General features: G+C 67.1%; 12 protein-coding genes. 6 read left to right on the forward strand and 6 right to left on the reverse strand.

Annotated elements, in window-relative coordinates; translation table 11 throughout:
- Nucleotides 1–16: 16 nt before the first annotated feature.
- Together BMX32_RS04570 and BMX32_RS04575 are read right to left on the reverse strand one after the other, a co-directional pair.
- Nucleotides 17–9,319: an autotransporter-associated beta strand repeat-containing protein gene (locus tag BMX32_RS04570; RefSeq protein WP_089975051.1), complete on the reverse strand. Its 9,303-nt coding sequence runs from the start codon at nucleotides 9,317–9,319 to the stop codon at nucleotides 17–19.
- Between the two features lie 500 nt (nucleotides 9,320–9,819).
- On the reverse strand, nucleotides 9,820–10,755 hold the full coding sequence (locus tag BMX32_RS04575; RefSeq protein ID WP_139206667.1) for a hypothetical protein: 936 nt from the start codon (nucleotides 10,753–10,755) through the stop codon (nucleotides 9,820–9,822).
- 79 nt (nucleotides 10,756–10,834) lie between these two features.
- On the opposite strand from BMX32_RS04575, the gene BMX32_RS04580 reads away from it, so the two are divergent.
- The 5 genes from BMX32_RS04580 (at nucleotide 10,835) to BMX32_RS04595 (ending at nucleotide 14,814) form a co-directional block, all read left to right on the forward strand.
- Complete coding sequence (locus BMX32_RS04580) at nucleotides 10,835–12,253, forward strand: cytochrome ubiquinol oxidase subunit I (protein WP_244511406.1); 1,419 nt, start codon at nucleotides 10,835–10,837, stop codon at nucleotides 12,251–12,253.
- 5 nt (nucleotides 12,254–12,258) lie between these two features.
- Nucleotides 12,259–13,272, forward strand: a complete 1,014-nt coding sequence (gene cydB / locus BMX32_RS04585) for a cytochrome d ubiquinol oxidase subunit II (RefSeq protein WP_089975061.1) — start codon at nucleotides 12,259–12,261, stop codon at nucleotides 13,270–13,272.
- Nucleotides 13,272–13,385, forward strand: a complete 114-nt coding sequence (locus tag BMX32_RS18390) for a DUF2474 family protein (protein WP_139206668.1) — start codon at nucleotides 13,272–13,274, stop codon at nucleotides 13,383–13,385. The genes cydB and BMX32_RS18390 overlap by 1 nt, the downstream gene beginning before the upstream one ends.
- 127 nt (nucleotides 13,386–13,512) lie before the next feature.
- Nucleotides 13,513–14,568, forward strand: coding sequence for a hypothetical protein (locus BMX32_RS04590; RefSeq protein WP_089975064.1), 1,056 nt, complete (start codon nucleotides 13,513–13,515; stop codon nucleotides 14,566–14,568).
- Between the two features lie 57 nt (nucleotides 14,569–14,625).
- On the forward strand, nucleotides 14,626–14,814 hold the full coding sequence (locus BMX32_RS04595; protein ID WP_029213985.1) for a hypothetical protein: 189 nt from the start codon (nucleotides 14,626–14,628) through the stop codon (nucleotides 14,812–14,814).
- 13 nt (nucleotides 14,815–14,827) lie between these two features.
- Here BMX32_RS04595 and BMX32_RS04600 read toward each other — a convergent pair whose 3' ends face one another.
- The 4 genes from BMX32_RS04600 to BMX32_RS04615 all read right to left on the reverse strand — a co-directional run bounded on the left by BMX32_RS04600 (nucleotide 14,828) and on the right by BMX32_RS04615 (nucleotide 17,714).
- Nucleotides 14,828–15,559 carry a TlpA family protein disulfide reductase gene (locus BMX32_RS04600; RefSeq protein ID WP_139206669.1) on the reverse strand — a complete coding sequence of 244 codons (732 nt, stop codon included), beginning with the start codon at nucleotides 15,557–15,559 and terminating at the stop codon, nucleotides 14,828–14,830.
- Between the two features lie 69 nt (nucleotides 15,560–15,628).
- Nucleotides 15,629–16,750, reverse strand: coding sequence for a M56 family metallopeptidase (locus BMX32_RS04605; RefSeq protein ID WP_089975070.1), 1,122 nt, complete (start codon nucleotides 16,748–16,750; stop codon nucleotides 15,629–15,631).
- The gene (locus BMX32_RS04610) at nucleotides 16,747–17,115 is read right to left on the reverse strand and encodes a BlaI/MecI/CopY family transcriptional regulator (protein ID WP_089975073.1); all 369 of its coding nucleotides are present in this window, start codon (nucleotides 17,113–17,115) and stop codon (nucleotides 16,747–16,749) included. The genes BMX32_RS04605 and BMX32_RS04610 overlap by 4 nt, the downstream gene beginning before the upstream one ends.
- Before the next feature lie 50 nt (nucleotides 17,116–17,165).
- Nucleotides 17,166–17,714, reverse strand: coding sequence for a TetR/AcrR family transcriptional regulator (locus tag BMX32_RS04615; RefSeq protein WP_089975076.1), 549 nt, complete (start codon nucleotides 17,712–17,714; stop codon nucleotides 17,166–17,168).
- An 87-nt stretch (nucleotides 17,715–17,801) separates the two neighbouring features.
- On the opposite strand from BMX32_RS04615, the gene BMX32_RS04620 reads away from it, so the two are divergent.
- A complete protein-coding gene (locus tag BMX32_RS04620; RefSeq protein ID WP_089975079.1) occupies nucleotides 17,802–18,821 on the forward strand; it encodes an NADP-dependent oxidoreductase in 1,020 nt (339 codons plus the stop codon).
- Nucleotides 18,822–18,830 lie beyond the last annotated feature (9 nt).

An 18,830-nucleotide genomic window follows, 5' to 3' on the forward strand; every position in this document is an offset into this window, starting at 1 on the left:
GGAAGCCGCGAGGTCCTCAGAAGCTCCAGCGCACCCCGAGGTTCACCGAATCGCTCTTCGTGTGCTCCGCACGATCCGCGTTGTAATAGACGAACGTGCTTGCCGCCGGCGTGATGTCGAAGCTCACGCCGACGCCCGCCTGCCAGTGGTTTCGCATCGGACGCGAACCTTCGATCGCGAACGTGCTCGACGGCGCACCGGCGAAGGCGTTGTTCACCGAGATCGCCTCGTCCTTCGTATTGTGCAGGTAACGCACCATCACGATCGGATGCAGCTTCGTGCCGGCCACGCCGAGGTCGACGTCACCGACGAGTCGCGCGCCAACGCCGTACTGCATGCTGCGCGCCGTCGCCTGCCCCACCTTGAGATCCGCGTCGCCCGCACCCTTTTCCGTAAAGCCGTCGTAACTGACCTTGGTGTAGTACGCGCCGACGAACGGTTCGAGATGCATCGTCTTGCCGAGCTCGAAGCGGTAACCGCCCTCGACGGACGCGTTGATCGCCTTGCCGTCGTAGCGCCCGGTGGCTTCCGGCCTGAAGTCGCCCACGTCGATGTGGCGCGAGCTGTCGGCATCGAGATGGCCGTACGACGCGAGGCCTTCGACCCACCACTGCTGCTGGTTGAAGTAGAGGGCGTGCAGGCCGACCGCGTACTGGTCCACGTCCGTGTAGTCGCCGCGACGATCGACTTCGCTGCGCGAGTTCGCGAAATTGGCATGCACGCCGACGCGCAGGTCGGGCGTGAGCGCCGCGTCCGTGCCCACGATCACGCCATGGATCCGGTAGTCCGCGTGCGCCGCGTTCGCGCTGCGGTCGAGATCGCTGCTCGAGGTATACGGCTCGGCCCAGACGGCCGCGCCCTGCTCGCCCGTATCGCGCTGCAGCTTCAGGCGGTAGAACACCGAATCCTGGTACTGACCCTGCCCCGCGAGTTCCGCGCTCGCCGCCGACGCGTACGTTTCGCCGGTCAGCGAATCGAAGGCATCGATGACCTGATCCGACTCCAGGCCGCGAACGTGACCGAGCAGGTTCGACAGCGGATCCCCGCCCGAGGTCGCGATCGTCTGCAACGCGTTTGCCATCGACTGCTGGTTGCCGTTGAGGCCCGGGAACTGATTGAACGGCGTGCCGCCCGTACCCAGTCCACTTCCCGCCTGGCTCAGCGTGTAGATGAGCTGGTTACCCTGCTGCCTGACGCCCGAGTCGAGGAACGGGAACCGGGTCTGCGTCACGCTCGCGTAGGTGCCGCTGATACCGCCCGTCGCATCGATCACCGTGTAGTTGGTCACCGGACCATACGAGCCGGCGCTCGGAAGGACGATCAGGTCACCGCCGATGCTGGCCGGGCCATTCACGTGGATGCTGTCGCCCGCACCCGTCGCATTGACCCGGATCTGCGTGTGCGGGCTGCCCGTGAGGGTGAGCCCACCCGTGGTGAGCACCGTCCCGGGCGTGCCCGAACCTGCTGCCGCACCGGTGGCGCCGTCGATGCCGCTGGGCGCGAGGGTACCGCCGTCGACCGTCACCGGGCCGCCGATCGTGCCACCGCCGACGAGACCGCCGCCCGGATTGACCGTGACCGGACCACCCAGCGTACCGTTCACGACGAGGTTGCCGCCGATCGTGCTGCCACCGTTGAACGTCACCGACGTACCCGTGCCGATCGACAGCGTGCCGGCCGCCGCGGTGAGGTGGTCGATGTTGTTGAAGACGCCGTTCGCGAGGCTTCCTTCGCCATCGCCCGTGATGTTGAGGGTGGAGCCCGGCGCGGTGCCGTTGACCGTGCCGGTCACCTCCGGCAGGTCGCCGTAGTCGAGATCGAGGTTGCTGCCGCCGCCGAGGTTGAGCGTGCCGGCGAGCGGCCCTGTCACCGTGATCGCGTTGCCCGTACCGTCGAGGTTCGCCGTGGCGCCGACGGCGACCGAGAGGCCACCCGTGTAAGGGTTGCTGGCGTTGAGGATGCCACCGTTGACATTCAGACCGCCGGTGAATCCGGCAAGCGAGCCGCCCAGCGTCAGCGTGCCCTCGTCGTTCTTGTCGAGCGGACCGGTACCGGAGAGCGACCCGTTGATCGTGAGATCGTTCGGCCCCTGCACCGTCGCGCCATTCGGGCCCACCGTCACGTTGTTGCCGAGCGTCACCGCCGCGCCCGCCTGGAGGTTCGCGTCGTCGATCGACAGATCGCCGGTGCCCAGCGCGCCGTCGCTGCCGACCACCACGGTACCGCCGGTCACGGTGGTGCCGCCGCCGTAGGTATTGGCGCCGTTGAGCACCAGCGTCGCGTCGCCCGCCTTGATGAGGCCGCCGGCTCCCGAGACATCGCCATTCAGCGTGAGGTCGTCGCCACCCGCCAGCGTAAGTGCCGCGTTGAGCACCACGTTGTTGGCGAGCGTCAGTGCGGCACTCGTATCCAGCGACGAGGCGCCGCCGACCGTCAGGTCGCCCGTGCCCAGCGCCGCGTCGTTCCCGAGCAACAGCCCACCCGCGTTGAGCGTGACGCCGCCAGTGAAGGTGTTCGCACCATTCAGCGCCTGGATGCCGGCGCCGTTCTTGATCAGGCCACCCGTGCCGTCCACGATGCCGTCGTATGCCGCGTCGATCGCGCCACCGAGGGTGAGCGTGTTCGCACCGAGCACGACGTTGCTCCCGACGACGCCGTCGAGCGAGGCGATCGACTGGTCGCCGCCGGCCGAGATGTCGAACGTCCCCGCGCCCGCGAGGTCGATCCCGCCATCGGGCGACAGGCTGCCGCCCGCACCGATCGCCAGCGTGCCGTCGTTGATGACGGTGCCGCCGGTATAGGTGTTCGGCCCGTTGAGCGTGAGCGTCGCGGCGCCACTCTTGATCAGGCTACCGGTTCCGGAGACGACGCCATCGAGCGTGATGTCGTTGCTGCCGAGCACGGTAAGCGCCGCATTGAGCGTCACGTCGTTGGCGAGCGCGACCGCGGTGCTAGCATCGAACGTCGATGCGCCTGCGACGGTGAGTGCGCCCGTGCCGAGCGCGGCGTCGTCGCCGACCACCAGGCCACCCGCATTGAGCAGGACGCCGCCGCTGAAGGTGTTCGCACCGCCCAGCCCCTGCACGCCCGCACCATTCTTGATCAGGCCGCCGGTGCCGGAGATCGTGCCGTCGTACGTCGCGTTGCCGACGCCATTCAATGCGAGCGTGTTCGCGCCGAGCGTCACGTCGCTTCCGGCGACGCCGGCGAGCGAACCGATCGTCTGGTTGCCGCCACCCGCGATGTCGAACGTGGCGCCCGACACGGCGACCGTCACCGCGCCGTTCGGCGACAGGCTGCCGCCCGCACCGATCGCGAGCGTTCCCTCGTTGATGAACGTGCCACCGGTATACGTGTTCGTGCCAGTGAGCGTCTCCGTGCCCGTGCCGAGCTTGATCACGCCACCCGTGCCACCGATCGACCCGGAGAACGTGCCGTCCGTCGCGTCGCCGAGTTCGAGGAAGTTCGCACCGAGATTGACGGTACCGTTGCCGATGAGCGTGCCGAACGTCTGCGTGCCGTTACCGGCCGAGAGGTCGAAGGTCGCACCCGTCGCGAGGTTGACGATGCCGGACGCCGCGAGGCTGGCACCTGCGCCGAGCGCCAGCGTGCCGGCGTTGATGTTCGTGCCCCCGGTGTAGGTGTTGATGCCGTTCAACGTGAGCGTCGCGTTGCCGTCCTTGGTCAGGCTGCCCGTCCCCGACAGATCGCCGTTCAGCGTCATGTCGTTGCTGCCGAGCACGGTCAGGCCGGCGTTGAGGACGATGTCGTTCGCCAGCGTCACGACGGTGTTCGCATCCAGCGTGGACGCGCCTCCCACCGTCAGGTCGCCCGTGCCGAGCGCCGCGTCGTTGCCGACGATCAACCCGCCCGCGTTGAGCGTCACGCCGCCGGAGAACGTGCTCGCGCCATTGAGTGTCTGCACGCCCGCGCCGTTCTTGACGAGGCCGCCGCTGCCCCCGATGCTGCCGTCGAACGTGCTGTCGGCGGCGCCGCCGAGCGTGAGCGTATTGGCGCCCAGCGCGACGTTGCTGCCCGCGACGCCGGCCAGCGACCCGATGGCCTGGCCACCGCCTGCCGCCGAGATGTCGAACGTGCCGGTACCGGCGAGGTTCACCGCGCCGGTGGATGCAAGGCTGCCGCCCGCGCCGATGGCGAGCGTGCCGGCGTTGATCGTGGTTCCGCCGGTGTAGGTGTTGGGTCCTGTCAGCGTGAGCGTCGACAGGCCATTCTTGATGATGCCGCCGTCACCGGCGATCGCACCGCTCAGCAGGAGCGCGTTGCTGCCGAGGAAGTCGAGGTTCGCGCCCGCGGCGATGTCGATGTCGTTCGCCACGTTCAGCGACGCCGTCGCGTCGAGCGACGCGTTGGCGCCGACGCTCAACGTGCCCGTGCCCAATGCGCCGCCGTTGCCGAGGACGAGGCCGCCCGCGTTCAGCGCGACACCGCCGGAGAACGTGTTCGCGCCGCCGAGTTCCTGGATGCCGGCACCGTTCTTGACGAGGCTACCCGTGCCCGCGATCAGCCCGTTGTATACGCCGTTCGCCACGCCAGCGAGGGTCAGCGTGTTGCCACCGAGCGTCACCACGCTGCCGGCCACGCCGTTGAGCAGGCCGATGGTCTGGTCGCCGCCACCCGAGATGTCGAAGCCCGTGCCGGGCGCGGCGAGCGTGACGGCACCCGTCGCTGCGAGACTACCGCCCGCACCGATCGCCAGCGTGCCTCCGTTGATCAACGTGCCGCCGGTATACGTGTTCGTACCCGTGAGCGTGGTGGTTCCCGTGCCGTCCTTGACCACGCCGCCCGTGCCCGCGATGCCGCCGGCGAAGACATCGTTGGTGGGTCCGCCAATGGTGATGCTCGTCGCACCGAGGTTGACCGTACCACCGCCCGTGAGCGTGCCGAACACCTGCATGCCGTTGCCCGCCGACAGGTCGAACGTCGCGCCGCTCATGACGTTCACGATGCCGGTGGAGACGAGGCTCGCGCCGGCGCCGAGCGCCAGCGTGCCCGCGTTGATGTTGGTGCCGCCGGTGAACGTGTTGGCGTTGTTCAACGTCAACGTGGCCAGTCCTTCCTTCGTCAGCCCGCCCGTGCCCACGAGCGAGCCGTTGAGCGTCAGGTCGTTGGATCCCAGCACCGTGAGCCCCGCGTTGAGCACCACGTTGTTGGCCAGCGTCAGCGGCCCGGTCGCATCGAGCGTGGCTGCACCGCCAACGGTCAGCGTACCGACGCCGAGCGCGGCGTCGGTACCCACGACGAGGCCGCCCGCGTTGACCGTCACGCCACCGCTGAACAGGTTCGCGCCGCCGAGCGTCTGCACGCCGGCTCCCACTTTCACCAGACCGCCGTTGCCGGTGATGACGCCGTCGAACGTCCGATCGCTCGCATCGCCGAACGTGAGCGAGTTGCCACCCAGCACGAGGCCGCTACCGGCGACGCCCGAAAGGGCGCCGATGGTCTGGCTCGCGCCGGCACCGGAGATGTCGAAGAGGGCCGGACCGGCAAGGTTCACCGCACCCGTGCCGGAGAGCGAGCCGCCAGCGCCGAGCGCCAGCGTGCCGCCGTTGATCGTGGTGCCACCGGTGTATGTGTTCGCGTTGGTCAGCGTGAGCGTCGACGGTCCGTTCTTGACGATGCCGCCGGCACCCGACACCACACCCCCGACGGTGACCGCGTTGCTGCCGAGCACGCTCAGATTCGCACCTGCGGCGAGGCCGATGTTGTTGCCGAGGGCGACCGCCGTGGACGCATCGAGCGTGGCGTTCGCACCGACGTTGAGCGCACCCGTGCCGAGCGCGCCGCTGTTGCCGAGCAGCAGGCCACCGGCATTCAGCGTCGTGCCACCGCTGTATGCGTTCGCGCCGTTGAGGGCGAGCACGCCCGCGCCGTTCTTGATCAGCGAGCCCGTCCCCGACACCGTGCCACCGAGCGCGATGTCCTGGCTGCCAAGCACGTTGACCGAACTGCCCGCCCCCAGATTCACGTTGTTGGCGAGGTTCAACGCCGCGCTGCCATCGAGCGTGATGGCACCGCCGACATTCAGCGCGCCGGTTCCCAGCGCACCGCCGTTACCGAGCAGCAGGCCGCCGGCGTTCACCGTCGTTCCGCCCGAGTACGTATTCGCGCCGTTGAGCGTGAGCAGCGTGTTGCCGTTCTTGGTGAGCGATCCGGCACCGGCGATCGTCCCGCCCAGCGTCACGTTCTGCGAACCGGTCAGGGACAACGCACCGCCAAGACCGATGTCGTTCGCGAGAACGAGCGGCGTCGCGCCATCGAGCGCCACGGCACCGCCGATCGTCAGGTTGCCCGTACCGAGCGCGCCGCTGTTGCCGAGGAACAGGCTGCCCGCGTTGGCGGTGAGCCCTCCGCTGAAAGAGTTGTTGCCGTTGAGCGTGAGCGTCGACGCGCCGTTCTTCACCAGACTGCCCGTGCCCGTGATGTCTCCGCCGAGCGTCACGTTGTTGCTGCCCAGCAGCGTCAGCGTGCCCGCTCCGCCCAGGCTCAGCGCGTTCGCGAGATTCAAGGGCACGCTGCCGTCGAGCGTCCCCGCGCCATTGACCGTGAGCGCACCCGTTCCGAGCGCTCCGTTGTTGCCGAGGTACAGGCCGCCCGCGTTGAGCGTGACGCCGCCCGTGAACGTGTTGGCTCCGGACAGCGTCTGCACGCCAAGACCGTTTTTCACGAGACTGCCGCCGGCGCCCGAGATCGTGCCGGCGAACGTCTGATTCGTGTTGTCGCCGAACGTCAGGGCGTTCGCGCCGAGGGACACCGTGCTACCCAGGACGCCCGACAGCGTACCGATGGTCTGGTTGCCACCCAGGGAAATGTCGAGCCCTGCTCCCGCGGATGCGAGCGTGAGCGCGTTGCTTCCCGAAAGGCTGCCGCCCGCGCCGATCGCGAGCGTACCCGCGTTGACGTCGATGGCACCGGTGAAGGTGTTCGCACCGGTCAGCGTCAGCGTGGACGAGCCGTTCTTCGTGAGATTGCCTGCGCCGGACAGGACGCCGCCGAATGTCAGCGGCTGACCGCCCAGCACGGTGAGGTTGGAACCGCCCGCGAGGCTCACGGCGTTGCCGAGGGTCAACGGGTTGGCGCCACCGATGCTGACGTTGCCATTGACGCCCAGTGTGCCCGTACCGAGCGCATTGTTGTTGCCGAGCAGCAGACCGCCCGCATTGAGCGCGACGCCGCCGGAAAACGTGTTGTTGCCGTTGAGCGTCAGTGTCGTCGCGCCGTTCTTCTGCAAGCCACCCGCCCCGGCGATCACGCCATCAAGGGTCAGCGCCTGCGCGCCCGGCAGATTGAGCGTCGCGCCCGCGCCGAGGTTGATCGCATTGGCCAGCGCAAGCGCCGCGGTGGTGCCGTCCAGCGACGCATTGCCGCCTACGGTGACCGCGCCGCTGCCGAGCGCCGCCTGGTTCGCCACGAGGAGCGTGCCGGCGTTCAGCGCGACGCCGCCCGTCGATGCGTTCGTACCGGTGAGCGTCTGCGTGCCCGCGCCGTTCTTCACCAGCCCACCGCTGCCGGCAGCGATGTTGCCGGCATAGGTCGCGTTGCCGATACCGCCCAGCGTCAACGTCCGGGTGCCGAGCACGACGGACGCACCCGTCGCGCCCGACAGCGATCCGATCGACTGGTTCGCGCCCGCCGAAATATCGAGCGTCGATCCGCCCGCGAGCGTGACGCCCGAGTTCGGCGAGAGGCTGCCCGCGCCGGACACGGCGACCGTGCCGGCATTGATGAGGAAGGGCCCGGTCAGCGAGTTGACGCCGGTCAGCGTCAGGGTGCTCGCGCCATTCTTGGCGATGCCGCCGGCTCCCGAGATCGCGCCACCCAGCGTCAGCGGCTGCCCGCCGAGGAGATTCAGCGTCGCGCCGCCGTTCACCGCGATGGCATTGCCGATCGTGAGCCCGGGCACACTCGTGTCCAGGCTCGCATTGGCACCCACTGTCAGCGGTCCCGTGCCGAGCGCCTGCGCATTCGTCAGCAGCAGTCCGCCGGCATTGAGGTTGACGCCCCCCGTGAAGAGATTGGTGCCGCCGAGTGTCACGATGCCCGTGTCGACGATGTCGAGGCCACCCGGACCGCTCAACACGCCACCCGACAGCCCGAACGCGTTGGTGCCCGCCAGCGTCAGGCGACCGGCGAGGTTCATGTTGTTCGTGACCGTCAGGCCGGCCGTCGACGCGGCGATGGCACCGCCGTTCGCCGTGAGCGTGCCCGTTCCGAAGCTGCCGGCGTTGTTGAAGTTGACGAGACCGTCGTTGATCGTCGTGCTGAGCGCACCCGAGCCGCTGTTGACGACTCCGAGCAGGTTCCAGGTACCGCTGTTGACGACGAGGTTCTGGAAGTTGATGTAGTTGGCGCCATCGAGCGTGGTGACCACGCCGCCCGTGCCCGATCCGGTACCCGTCGCGGCGTTCTGCAGGATGAGCTGGTTCGTCAGGCTACCCGTGCCGCCGTTGGCGTAGCCCGAGCCGGCAAGGTTGATGCTGACGTCGAGCAGCAGCGTATCGAGCGACAGGCCGCTGCGTACCACGCTGGACCCCGAGACCGCGGTGTACCTGTTGGAACCCGCCGAGTTGCCCATGTAAAGGCTGCCGTCGAGGATGCCGGCGTTGACGAACGTGTTGCCCTGCGCCGAGCCCTGGAAGCCGATACGGCCGAGGATCTTGCCGGTCTGGTTCAGCGGATCGGTCGTGTCGCCGGTGCGCAGGTTCACCATGTTGGTCTGCGCGCCGCCGTAGCTGAGCACCGCGATCGAATCCGAGGTCTGCAGTGCGCCCAGACCGAGCACCCGCATGCTGATGCTGCCTTCGTTGCGGATGGTCGTCACGCCGGCCGCACCGTTCTGCACCAGCAACGCCTCGCCGCCGATGCCGACCAGCGAACCGAGGTTGTAGATGCCGTTCAACTGGCCGCCGACCTGGTTGGTGACGTTGATCGTGTTTCCGGCCGAGTTGCCGAGCACGGCGCCGGCCCCGGCGAGACTCAGCCCGGCCGAAAAGAACGGGTCGATGATGCCGGCATTGTTGAGCGTGATGCCGTTACCCGTGAGGTTCACGGCCGAGCCTCCGAGCACGGCCGGGACGCTGAGAACGCCGCCACTCGCGACGTTCAACGTGACGTTGTTCGCCGCACTGAACAGGTTCAGCGTGGTCGACCCGTTCGCGCAGGTGATGATCGCCCCTGCCGTCGAGCAGGCGGCCTGCGCGGGGGAACTGAGCATCGGTGTCGCCAGCACCGAAGCCAGCGTCATGTAGATCCCCCGGGTAAGGAGGTTACGGCGAAGCGAATCCGGCCGGCGCTTGCTCATATTGTTTTCATCCCCGAAACAGGCTGCCGTTCTGTCGCCCCGGATACCCCGACATGCACGCGCACGGCCGAACGGCAGGCCGCACGCTATCCGCCCGGCAGGTGCCAGGCTGGAAAATCGGGAACGGGGTTCTTTTGAGTTGGCCCGAGACTAAGGGAGCGCGAGAACGCGACGATGCATCAATTCGGCAAGAACAGGGTATGGCCGCTATTGGTGCGTGAAATCGTCTGCACGCCTGTGAGACCCGGAGGCGGATTTCCCGATGCTTTCCTTTCGCACGGCGGATTCAGCGTGAACGCCGCACCGCGCCACCGATCATCCGGAGCGCACCGACGAGACGCCTCGTCCCGCCTCCTGCCACCCAATGCTCGGCGGAACGGTCGTCAAAGTGCCGAATTGGCACATCGTGGTGCCATCCGCGAACGGTGCGCCGCGCCCTGAGCGATCTCGTCCGGCCTGCCCGCCGAAAGGGTCGAAATCGACATGGACGGCGCGAGCGATCAGAGTCCGCACGGTATTTTCAGGCGCTGGATCCGACGTTGCACGCCCTCGTCGTCGAAGCTGCCCCAAGCGAGACGGTCCGGTTTGACGGCATAGGACAGTCGATCGCGCGACAACGATTGCACGGGCATGAGCTTACCGACGGCGATCGGTATCGCTTGATTCCATGTCGTAATCCCATCCACGATCCACGGCAGGGGAACGTTGGCCTTGGCCCGGGAAGTCGCGGTGACCTTGCGACCGTCGCGGAATGTGACGGTAACGGCGAAGCTCGGGTAATCGTCGGTCCAGTTGCCTTCGTAGTACCGGCGCATGGCGATGAGGATGTCCGAGCGCCGCAAGCGCTTGTGGCAATCACCCATCATGAAGGCATCGGTCGCGCGCTCCATCGCGTCGGCTTCCGAAACGGCAGGTGCCAACAGAGCATCGGCCAGCGCGGTGACGTCCTCCAGCTTACGGGAGCCCTTCAGACTGGCTTCCATGATGTCGGTAGGAGGCAGCGGACCCTCCACCTCTTTCGCGGTACCGGTGAGCTCGTAGCGATCGAGCGACGGCGTCAGGGTCACGTGCTCTTCCTTGGTTCCGAACACCGATGCCCAACCGTACGTGACCTCGACCTGGGTCACCGACGCGGCGTTGAACGCGTCGCCTTTTTTCAGGCCATCGGGGCCCTCGCCCCGGGCGTCGCCAAGGACAGGGATGGCATCGTCGACCGCCCGATAGCCGGCGTCGGGTATGTCGTCGCGCCTGACGACCGCGCTTGCGGGCGCGGTCAGGATCGCGAACAGGCACAGGGCCACTCCCGCTATGAGTCGTTCCGTCATCCCTGCCCTCCCCTGAAGTCGCAGGCGATCATCGCCCCGCCGGTGGCCGCTTGCAAACGGCCGCCTTTTTTCCTCCCGTGATCTGTGCCGGAGGCCGCGGCGAACTGTCACGTGCGGCTTTTTTTACCTAGCCACGGTCGGATTCGCCATGCGATGTTGGCGGCCATATCCGAGGTATAGGCGGAACGCGGTGACCACGACGACCGAAGCGCTTCTCCTTGCGCGGTGGCAATTCGCCTTCACCGTGTCGTTCCACATTATCTTTCCGGCGATCAGCATCGGCCTGGCGAGCTACCTCGCGGTGCTCGAAGGTCTCTGGCTGAAGACGCAGAAGGTCGTCTACAAGGAACTGTACTTCTTCTGGTCGAAGATCTTCGCCGTGGGCTTCGGCATGGGCGTGGTTTCCGGCGTGGTGATGAGCTACGAGTTCGGCACGAACTGGTCGGGGTTCTCGACCGTTGCCGGCGCCGTGACGGGGCCCTTGCTTGCTTTCGAGGTGATGACCGCCTTCTTCCTCGAAGCCGGTTTCCTTGGCGTGATGCTCTTCGGCTGGAACAAGGTCGGCCCCCGCGCGCACTACTTCGCCACCTGCATGGTCGCGGTCGGCACGCTGATCTCCACGTTCTGGATTCTTTCGTCGAACAGCTGGATGCAGACGCCGCAGGGTTTCGACATCGTCGACGGTCGCGTGGTTCCGGTCGACTGGCTGAAGATCATCTTCAACCCGTCGTTTCCCTATCGACTGGTGCACATGGCGCTGGCCACCTTCGTGCTCACGGCGTTGCTCGTGAGCGCGTGTTCGGCGTGGCACCTGTTGCGCGGACGCCGCGACGACGCGGTACGCAAGTCGTTCTCGATGGCGCTGTGGATGCTGCTCGTGGTGGTGCCGATCCAGATCGAGGCTGGCGACATGCACGGCCTGAACACGCGCGAGCACCAGCCGGCGAAGATCGCCGCCATCGAAGGCCTCTGGGAAACCGAGAAGGGCGGCACCTCGCTCAACCTCATCGGCTGGCCGGACATGGAAGCGGAGACCACGCGCTACGCGGTGAAGGTGCCGCATCTCGGCAGCCTCATCCTCACGCATTCGTGGGACGGCGAGATCCTCGGCCTCAAGTCGTTCAAACCCGAAGACCGGCCCAACTCCACGATCGTCTTCTGGAGCTTCCGCATCATGGTGGGCATGGGCCTGCTGATGCTGCTGCTCGCCATCACCGGCCTCGTCCTGCGACGTGGCGGACGCATCTACGAGACGCGGTGGTTCCAGCGGTTCGCCTTGTGGATGGGCCCCACGGGCATCGTGGCGCTGCTCGCCGGCTGGGTCACCACCGAAGCGGGCCGGCAGCCGTGGGTCGTCTACGGCGTGCTACGAACGAAGGATGCGGTATCGCCGGTGACCGCCGACCAGGTCGGCACGTCGCTGATGATCTTCGTGATCGTGTACTTCCTCGTGTTCGGCACCGGCATCTATTACATGCTGAAACTGATGGCGAAGGGCCCCAACCTGCCGCGCGACGCCGCGGAAGGCACGGCGGCCGACACCGGCATCGGCCACGATCGCTTCGATCATCGCCCCCTTTCCCGTCCCACCGACGCCATCGACGAGTAACGACCATGGTCATCGATCTGCCGGTCATCTGGGCGGCCCTCATCGGCTTCGTCGTCTTTCTCTACGTGGCCCTCGATGGCTTCGACCTCGGCATCGGACTCGTCTTTCCCTTGCTGAACGAGCCCGGCGACCGCGAGGTGATGCTCAACACCGTGGCACCGGTCTGGGACGGCAACGAGACGTGGATGGTGCTCGGCGGCGCGTCGCTCTTCGCGGCGTTTCCGGTGGCGTACTCCATCCTGTTGCCCGCGACCTACCTGCCGATCATCGCGATGCTCTGCGGGCTCATCTTCCGCGGCGTGGCGTTCGAGATCCGCGCCAAGGCGCGGCGCACCCAGCACCTCTGGGATCTCGCGTTCATGGGCGGCTCGGCCGTCGCGACATTCGCGCAGGGCGTGATCCTCGGCACGCTCCTTCAGGGCATCCCGGTGCAGGATCACGCCTATGCGGGTGGCCCGTTCGACTGGTTCAATCCGTTCAACCTCTTCACGGGGCTCGGCCTGCTGGTGACCTACGCCGCCCTCGGCTGCGGCTGGCTGCTGTTCAAGACCGACGGCGACCTGCGCCGCCGCGTGCGCATGCTGATGTGGCCACTGACCGTGCTGCTGGGTCTCACCATCGGCGTGGTGAGCATCTGGACCACCCTCGGCCAGCCCGCGGTCGCGGACCGGTGGTTCGCCCTGCCCGACCTGTTCTTCTTCCTGCCGGTACCGGTGCTGGTGATCGCCGCGCTGGTCGGCATCTTCCTCACGCTGCGCCGCGAACACGAGCGCGACCATGTGCCCTTCATGCTGACGCTGGCGATCCTGTTCCTCGGCTATACCGGCTTCATCATCAGCATCTTCCCGCACATCATTCCGCCGTCGCTGGACATCTGGGAAGCCTCGTCGCCGCACTCCAGCCAGATGTTCACGCTCGTCGGCGCGTTCATCATCATCCCCATCATCCTCACCTACAACTCGATGGCGTACTGGGTCTTCCGTGGCAAGGTGCGCCAGGGCGACGAGGGGTATCACTGATGGCAGCGCGCCCGGGCATGCGCAAGACGCTGTGGTTCGTGTGCCTGTACATCGCGGGCGTCGCGGCGGTGACGGTGGTGGCCGGGTTGTTTCGGTTGCTGATTCCGCGTTGAGACCACCTGCGCCGACGGTCATCGCTCCGCCCGCACTGCGACAGACAACGAACCCGATCAGGCGGTAGGATCGGCGATGGACCGGGAACCCCGGCCTCCTCGCCAACCGATCAGGGAAGTACCAGGGATGATGCGTCGATTCGCGCCTGCCGTTTTTATGCTCGCGTCGCTGAGCGCCGCCTCCGAGACACGTGTCGACACCCTCGTGTATCCAGCGGGCACGCGCTATGCCGACGAATACAAGGTGCCCGTCGTTTCCGGCATCGACGAGCGGGCCGCCGACAAGATCAACCTTGCGATTCAGCATGAGATTCTCGGCATCGTGCCCGGTCATTTCGCCACGCCCATCTTTCCCGAAGACGAGCGGAACAGCGGAACCACATCCGCCGACTTCACGGTCGTGCGGGCCGATGCCCAGATCGTCTCCCTCGACATCGGACGCGAGTTCATGGGGGCATACCCGTCGTATGGACGCACGGCCATGTCGTTCGATGTGCACGACGGCAACCCGATCGCCGCCTCCGATATCTTCACGCCGGCCGGCCTGAAGAAGGCACAGAGCACGATCGACAAGCGCCTCGTCGCGGCGATCCGGAAGATCATCGCGCACCCGGATCCCGGCCGGATCGACCCGAAGAACGGCGACGCCGCGGACGACCTCGCCACACAGCGCGACGCGTATAACGACTGCATCGAGAACATCCGTGAGCACGACTGGAATACGACGTTCCAGCTCGGCGACGAGCTCAGCGTGAAGGAAGGATGCGGGTTTCCCCACGTGATCCAGGCTCTCGACGATGTGGGCGAGGTCGAGTGGAAGGTGTCCTATGCGTCGCTCGCGCCCGATCTGACGGATTACGGACGCTGCCTGCTGGTAGACCGTCGCAGCGACTGCAAGCGCGACCATCCCACGCCGGCCGTCGGCGTCTGGCGCGGCACTCTCGGCAAAACGGCGATCTCACTGATCGGCAATCAGGATGGCCTCGTCTACCTCTACGATAGGTACGGCGAGGCGATCGTTCTGAAGGCCAGCACCGTGACGCCAGGGCATTGGGTGATCGTGAGGACGAACGGCGAGGGCCCCGTCATCGAGACGTTCGACCTCAAGGCAGACCCGGAAGGCGGTTTCATCGGCACGTGGACGCAGCCGGGCAAACCCGCGCTACCCGTCCGATTGCATTGACGTACCGCGACGCGATCGCGACCCGGGCGTCGCGCCCCGCTCATCACTGAGGCCACCATGACGCCATTAGATAAACCACTGAAGCGCGAGCTCACCGTCGACGACACCGCCTATACCCTGACCATCGATCCCGACGGCCTCAAGCTCGTGGAAAAGGGAAAGCGCAACGGCGTGACGCTGAGCTGGGCCGATCTGCTCTCGGGCGACGCCGGACTCGCCGCCGCGCTGCAGGCCTCGGTGCGGTGACGGGGACCCGGGGCTAGCGCGCCGCGCCGACCCATCGTTCGAGGTCGGCCACGGCGAGCGTGCCGCCCGGGCCCTTCACCGCATCGGACGCCACCGCGCTGACCACGACGCCCATTGCGTCGACGTGCATCAGCACCGGATACACCTTGACGCCGGCTTCGGTGGCTAGCGTGGCCTGATCGGCGACCACCGGCCAGTTGAACCGGCGTGTCCGTACGAATTCGCTCGCAGTCGCCGCGTCGTCGAAGGTGAACGCGACGACCGGTATCTCGGGATGCTGGCGATGGAACGCCGAAAGGACGGGAGTTTCAGCGATGCAGGGAGCGCACAACGCGAAGAAGAAGTTGGCCACGAAGGGCTTGCCGCGAAGCGACGCGAGCGACACCGGCTTGCCGTCGAGCGTCTTCGCCTGGAATGCGGGGAAGGGATGACCGGTAATGGGAAGCCGTCTGGCTGCCGCATTCCCCGTCGCCGCGGCAACCATGGCCGCCTCGCCCTGCACCTTGAGCACCGCCCGGTGATGGACCGTGTCCTTGTCGATATCGAACGGTCGTGTGGCGATCGCGGCCTGGAAGCGGTCGAACGGTATCGCGTTACCGGATGCGTCCTGGAAGATCACCGTGTAGTCGCGCGGGATCGCCAGCTGGTCGAGCATTCCCTTCTGCGCGGCGGAAGCCTCCGGCAAGGCGTGGGACGCGGTCGCGAGCATGAAGAGCATCGCGGCTAGAACGAATTTTCCGGGCACGACCTATCCTCTGCGCTACTTGTGAAGCCGATACGCTACACCTGTAGCGTCATGGCTTCAAGCGCGGCGTCAGCGCCGTCCGGCGGGGGTCATCGTCATCCGCCACGTACCGTTCGCCTCCTGCGCGAACTCCACGCGATACGGCGCGCCGTGCGGCACGGTATCCGCCGTCGCTGGCATGGGGCCGCCGACGGTGGTCACGCGATAGTTGCCCGGTGCATGCCCCGCCTCCGCCACGAATCGCATCGAGAGGCCATATTCCCCGGCGATGGCTTCGACGGCGGTCCCGGCGTGGACGATGCCACCGGTCGCCGCCGTGGCGGCCACGACGATGACGATCGCCGCGCACGCGCGCGTGCGCGATGGCGTCGGCGAAACGACGTCGGGATCGAGGATCGCCGCCAGTCGACGCTGCAGCGCAGGCAGATGGCCTGCCATCCCGGACGCGCCGACGGGTGCTGCGGCCGTGTTGCGGAGGACATCCACCAAGACGCGCGCGTAGGCTTCGCGCGTCGCGTCGTCGGCATGCGCGAGCGCGTCGGCATCGCAGAGTTCCTCGCGGGCCGAGAGCATCGCATCGTGAATCCACGACAGTGGGCGAAGCCATGGCAGTATCGCCATCGCCACATGCTCGGCGAGAAGGCGCCAGTTATCGTGACGCCGCGCATGCGCCAGCTCGTGGCGCACGAGCGCGTCGACGACGGGAGTCGGACTGACCATGAGCGCGGCCGGAAGCACGACGACGGGACAGCGATAGCCCACCAGCATGGGGCCCGGAACATCGGCGGCCACCACGCCGCGTCGCTCGGGAACCGCCGTGCGCAGCGCCGTCGCCGCGATCGCGACGCGATGGAGACGCGTGCCAAGACGCACCAGTTTCAGCAAGCCGGCGGCGCCGAGCATCGCGGCGCCGACATGCGCGAGGTCGACGATCCATGGCTGCGCCGGCAGCGCGTCGGGAAGGAACGGCGCGGCCATCGTCCACCACGTCGTCCGGATCCCGGGACCGGCGATCGACGCAACGCACGGCAAGCCCAGCGGAAAACCCGCCGTGGTCCAGAAAGCGAGACCGGCCAGGCGATGCAGCGTCTTCGCGGACATGCCGTCCCGAACCAGCGACAGCGCGACCCGCCATCCGGCACCGACCAGCAGCGCCGCCAGGCATCCCGCGAGAAACCCAGTCGCGGTCATGGGCGTCGTTTGCGGCGGTTGAGCATGCGCTCGAGTTCCGAAAGCTCTTTCTCGTCGAGCAGCGCGCTGCCCGTCAGCGCGGACAGCGGAACGTTTCCGGACACCTCGAGGACGTGACGGAAGAGATGATCCAGCGATTCGCCGAGCACCTCGATCTTCGACCGCGCCGGGGAGAACACGGCCAGCCCGTGCGACTCGTCGCGAACGACGAGCTCTTTCTGACGCATGCGCTCGAGCACCGTGCGCGTGGTCGATACCGCCCAGCCGGTGCGCTCGGCGAGCACGTCGTGCAGCTCGCGCGCGCTTTGCGGGCTGTGCTCCCACAAGGCCTTGAGGACATCCATCTCGGTGTCGGAGAGGATCATGCACGTTTTCCGGGTGGACGAGCCCGGATGGTACTACACCTGTAGCGCGATCACGGCGCCTTCAGTACCGCCCCCGCGACGACGTTGAAAAGCCGTGCCGCGCGCTGTGCGTGCGCCGGCTGCTCGCGCAGCCACGCAAGGGCCGCGATGAGATCGAAGAGTTCCGCGCCGTCGAGGTCGGGGCGTGCGGTGCCGTCCGCCTGCGCCCGACGGAGCAGCGAAGCGCCGGCGGTCTTCAGGCGCACGCACGACTCGTGCAGCGCGGAGGCAGGGTCCTCGATCGCACTCATCATGGGCTCGAGAATGCCGCGGTGCGCATGCGTGAACGCGATGACCTCCTCCAGCCAAACGAGCAGCGCCTTATCGGTTTCGGCGGCGCCGTTCAGCTCGTTCGCCTTACCTGCGAGGTCGTCGAAGCTGGAACGGAGCAGTGCGTCCAGCAGAGCTTCCCTGGTCGGAAAGTGGCGATACAGCGTGCCCACGCCCACGTCCGCCTGCCGCGCGATATCGCGCATCGACACGTCGGCACCCTGCTCGAGCAGGGCTTTCTGGGCAATCGACAGGAGATGGTCGTAATTCTTTTTCGCGTCGGCGCGCATGGGGAGCCTTGATATACGGAACACCGTTCCGTATATTTGGAGCGGTGTTCCGGTAAAGATACCCCAACGACTTCCGAGGAGAAAGTCATGCCCGTTTCCATGATGAAAGCCGTCGTCCAGCACGGCTTCGGCGGTCCCGACGTGCTGTGTTATGACGACGTGCCAGTACCCCGGCTCAGCCCGGGCGAAGTGCTCGTCCGGGTCCGCGCCGTCGGCATAAACCCGCCCGACTGGTACCTGCGCGAGGGCTACAAGACCCTTCCCCCGGAATGGCGCCCCGCTGCGACGTTCCCGCTCATCCTCGGTACCGACATCTCCGGCGTCGTCACTGCGGTGGCCGACGATGTCGAGGGCTTCGCGCTCGGCGACGAGGTGTACGCCATGGTGCGCTTTCCCGAGGGCATGGCCGGCGGTAGCCGGGCCTACGCCGAGTACGTGACCGTTCCCGCGCGCGAACTCGCCCTCAAGCCCGCCGGAGTGGATCACGCCCATGCGGCCGCGGCACCCATGTCCCTGCTGACCGCATGGCAGTTCCTCGTCGATCTCGGTCACGACGAACCGAATGCCGTGCAGCCCGGCCCGCATCGTCCCGTCGACCTCAAGGGCAAGACAGTGGTCATCAATGGCGCCGCCGGCGGCGTCGGCCATTTCCTGGTGCAGGTCGCGAAGCTGAAAGGCGCGCGTGTGATCGCCATCGCCTCCGGGCGCCACGTGACGATGCTTAAGGACCTGGGCGCGGACGAAGTGCTCGACTACACGAACGCGACACCGGAAGACGAGCTGCGCGACGTCGATCTCGTTGTCGATGCCGTCGGCGGCCCCACCAGCAGCCGCTTCCTGAAAACCATCAAGCGCGGCGGTGCTCTCTTCCCCGTCTTCCCGCTGGGCTTCGCCGGTGCGGCCGAAGCCGAACAACGCGGCCTCACCGTCTCGGCCACGCAGGTGCGGTCGAATGGCGCGCAGTTGCGGGAGCTCGCCAGCCTGCTCGACAGCGGCGCGATCCGCGTCGTCATCGACGGTAGCTGGCCACTCGCCGACGCGGCGAAGGCACACGAGCGCGCGGCGCAGGGCCACATTCAAGGCAAGCTCGTTCTGATCGTGGAATGAGGCATACGC

Origin of the sequence: Luteibacter sp. UNCMF331Sha3.1 (assembly GCF_900109915.1) — a bacterium.
Taxonomy (GTDB): Bacteria; Pseudomonadota; Gammaproteobacteria; order Xanthomonadales; family Rhodanobacteraceae; genus Luteibacter.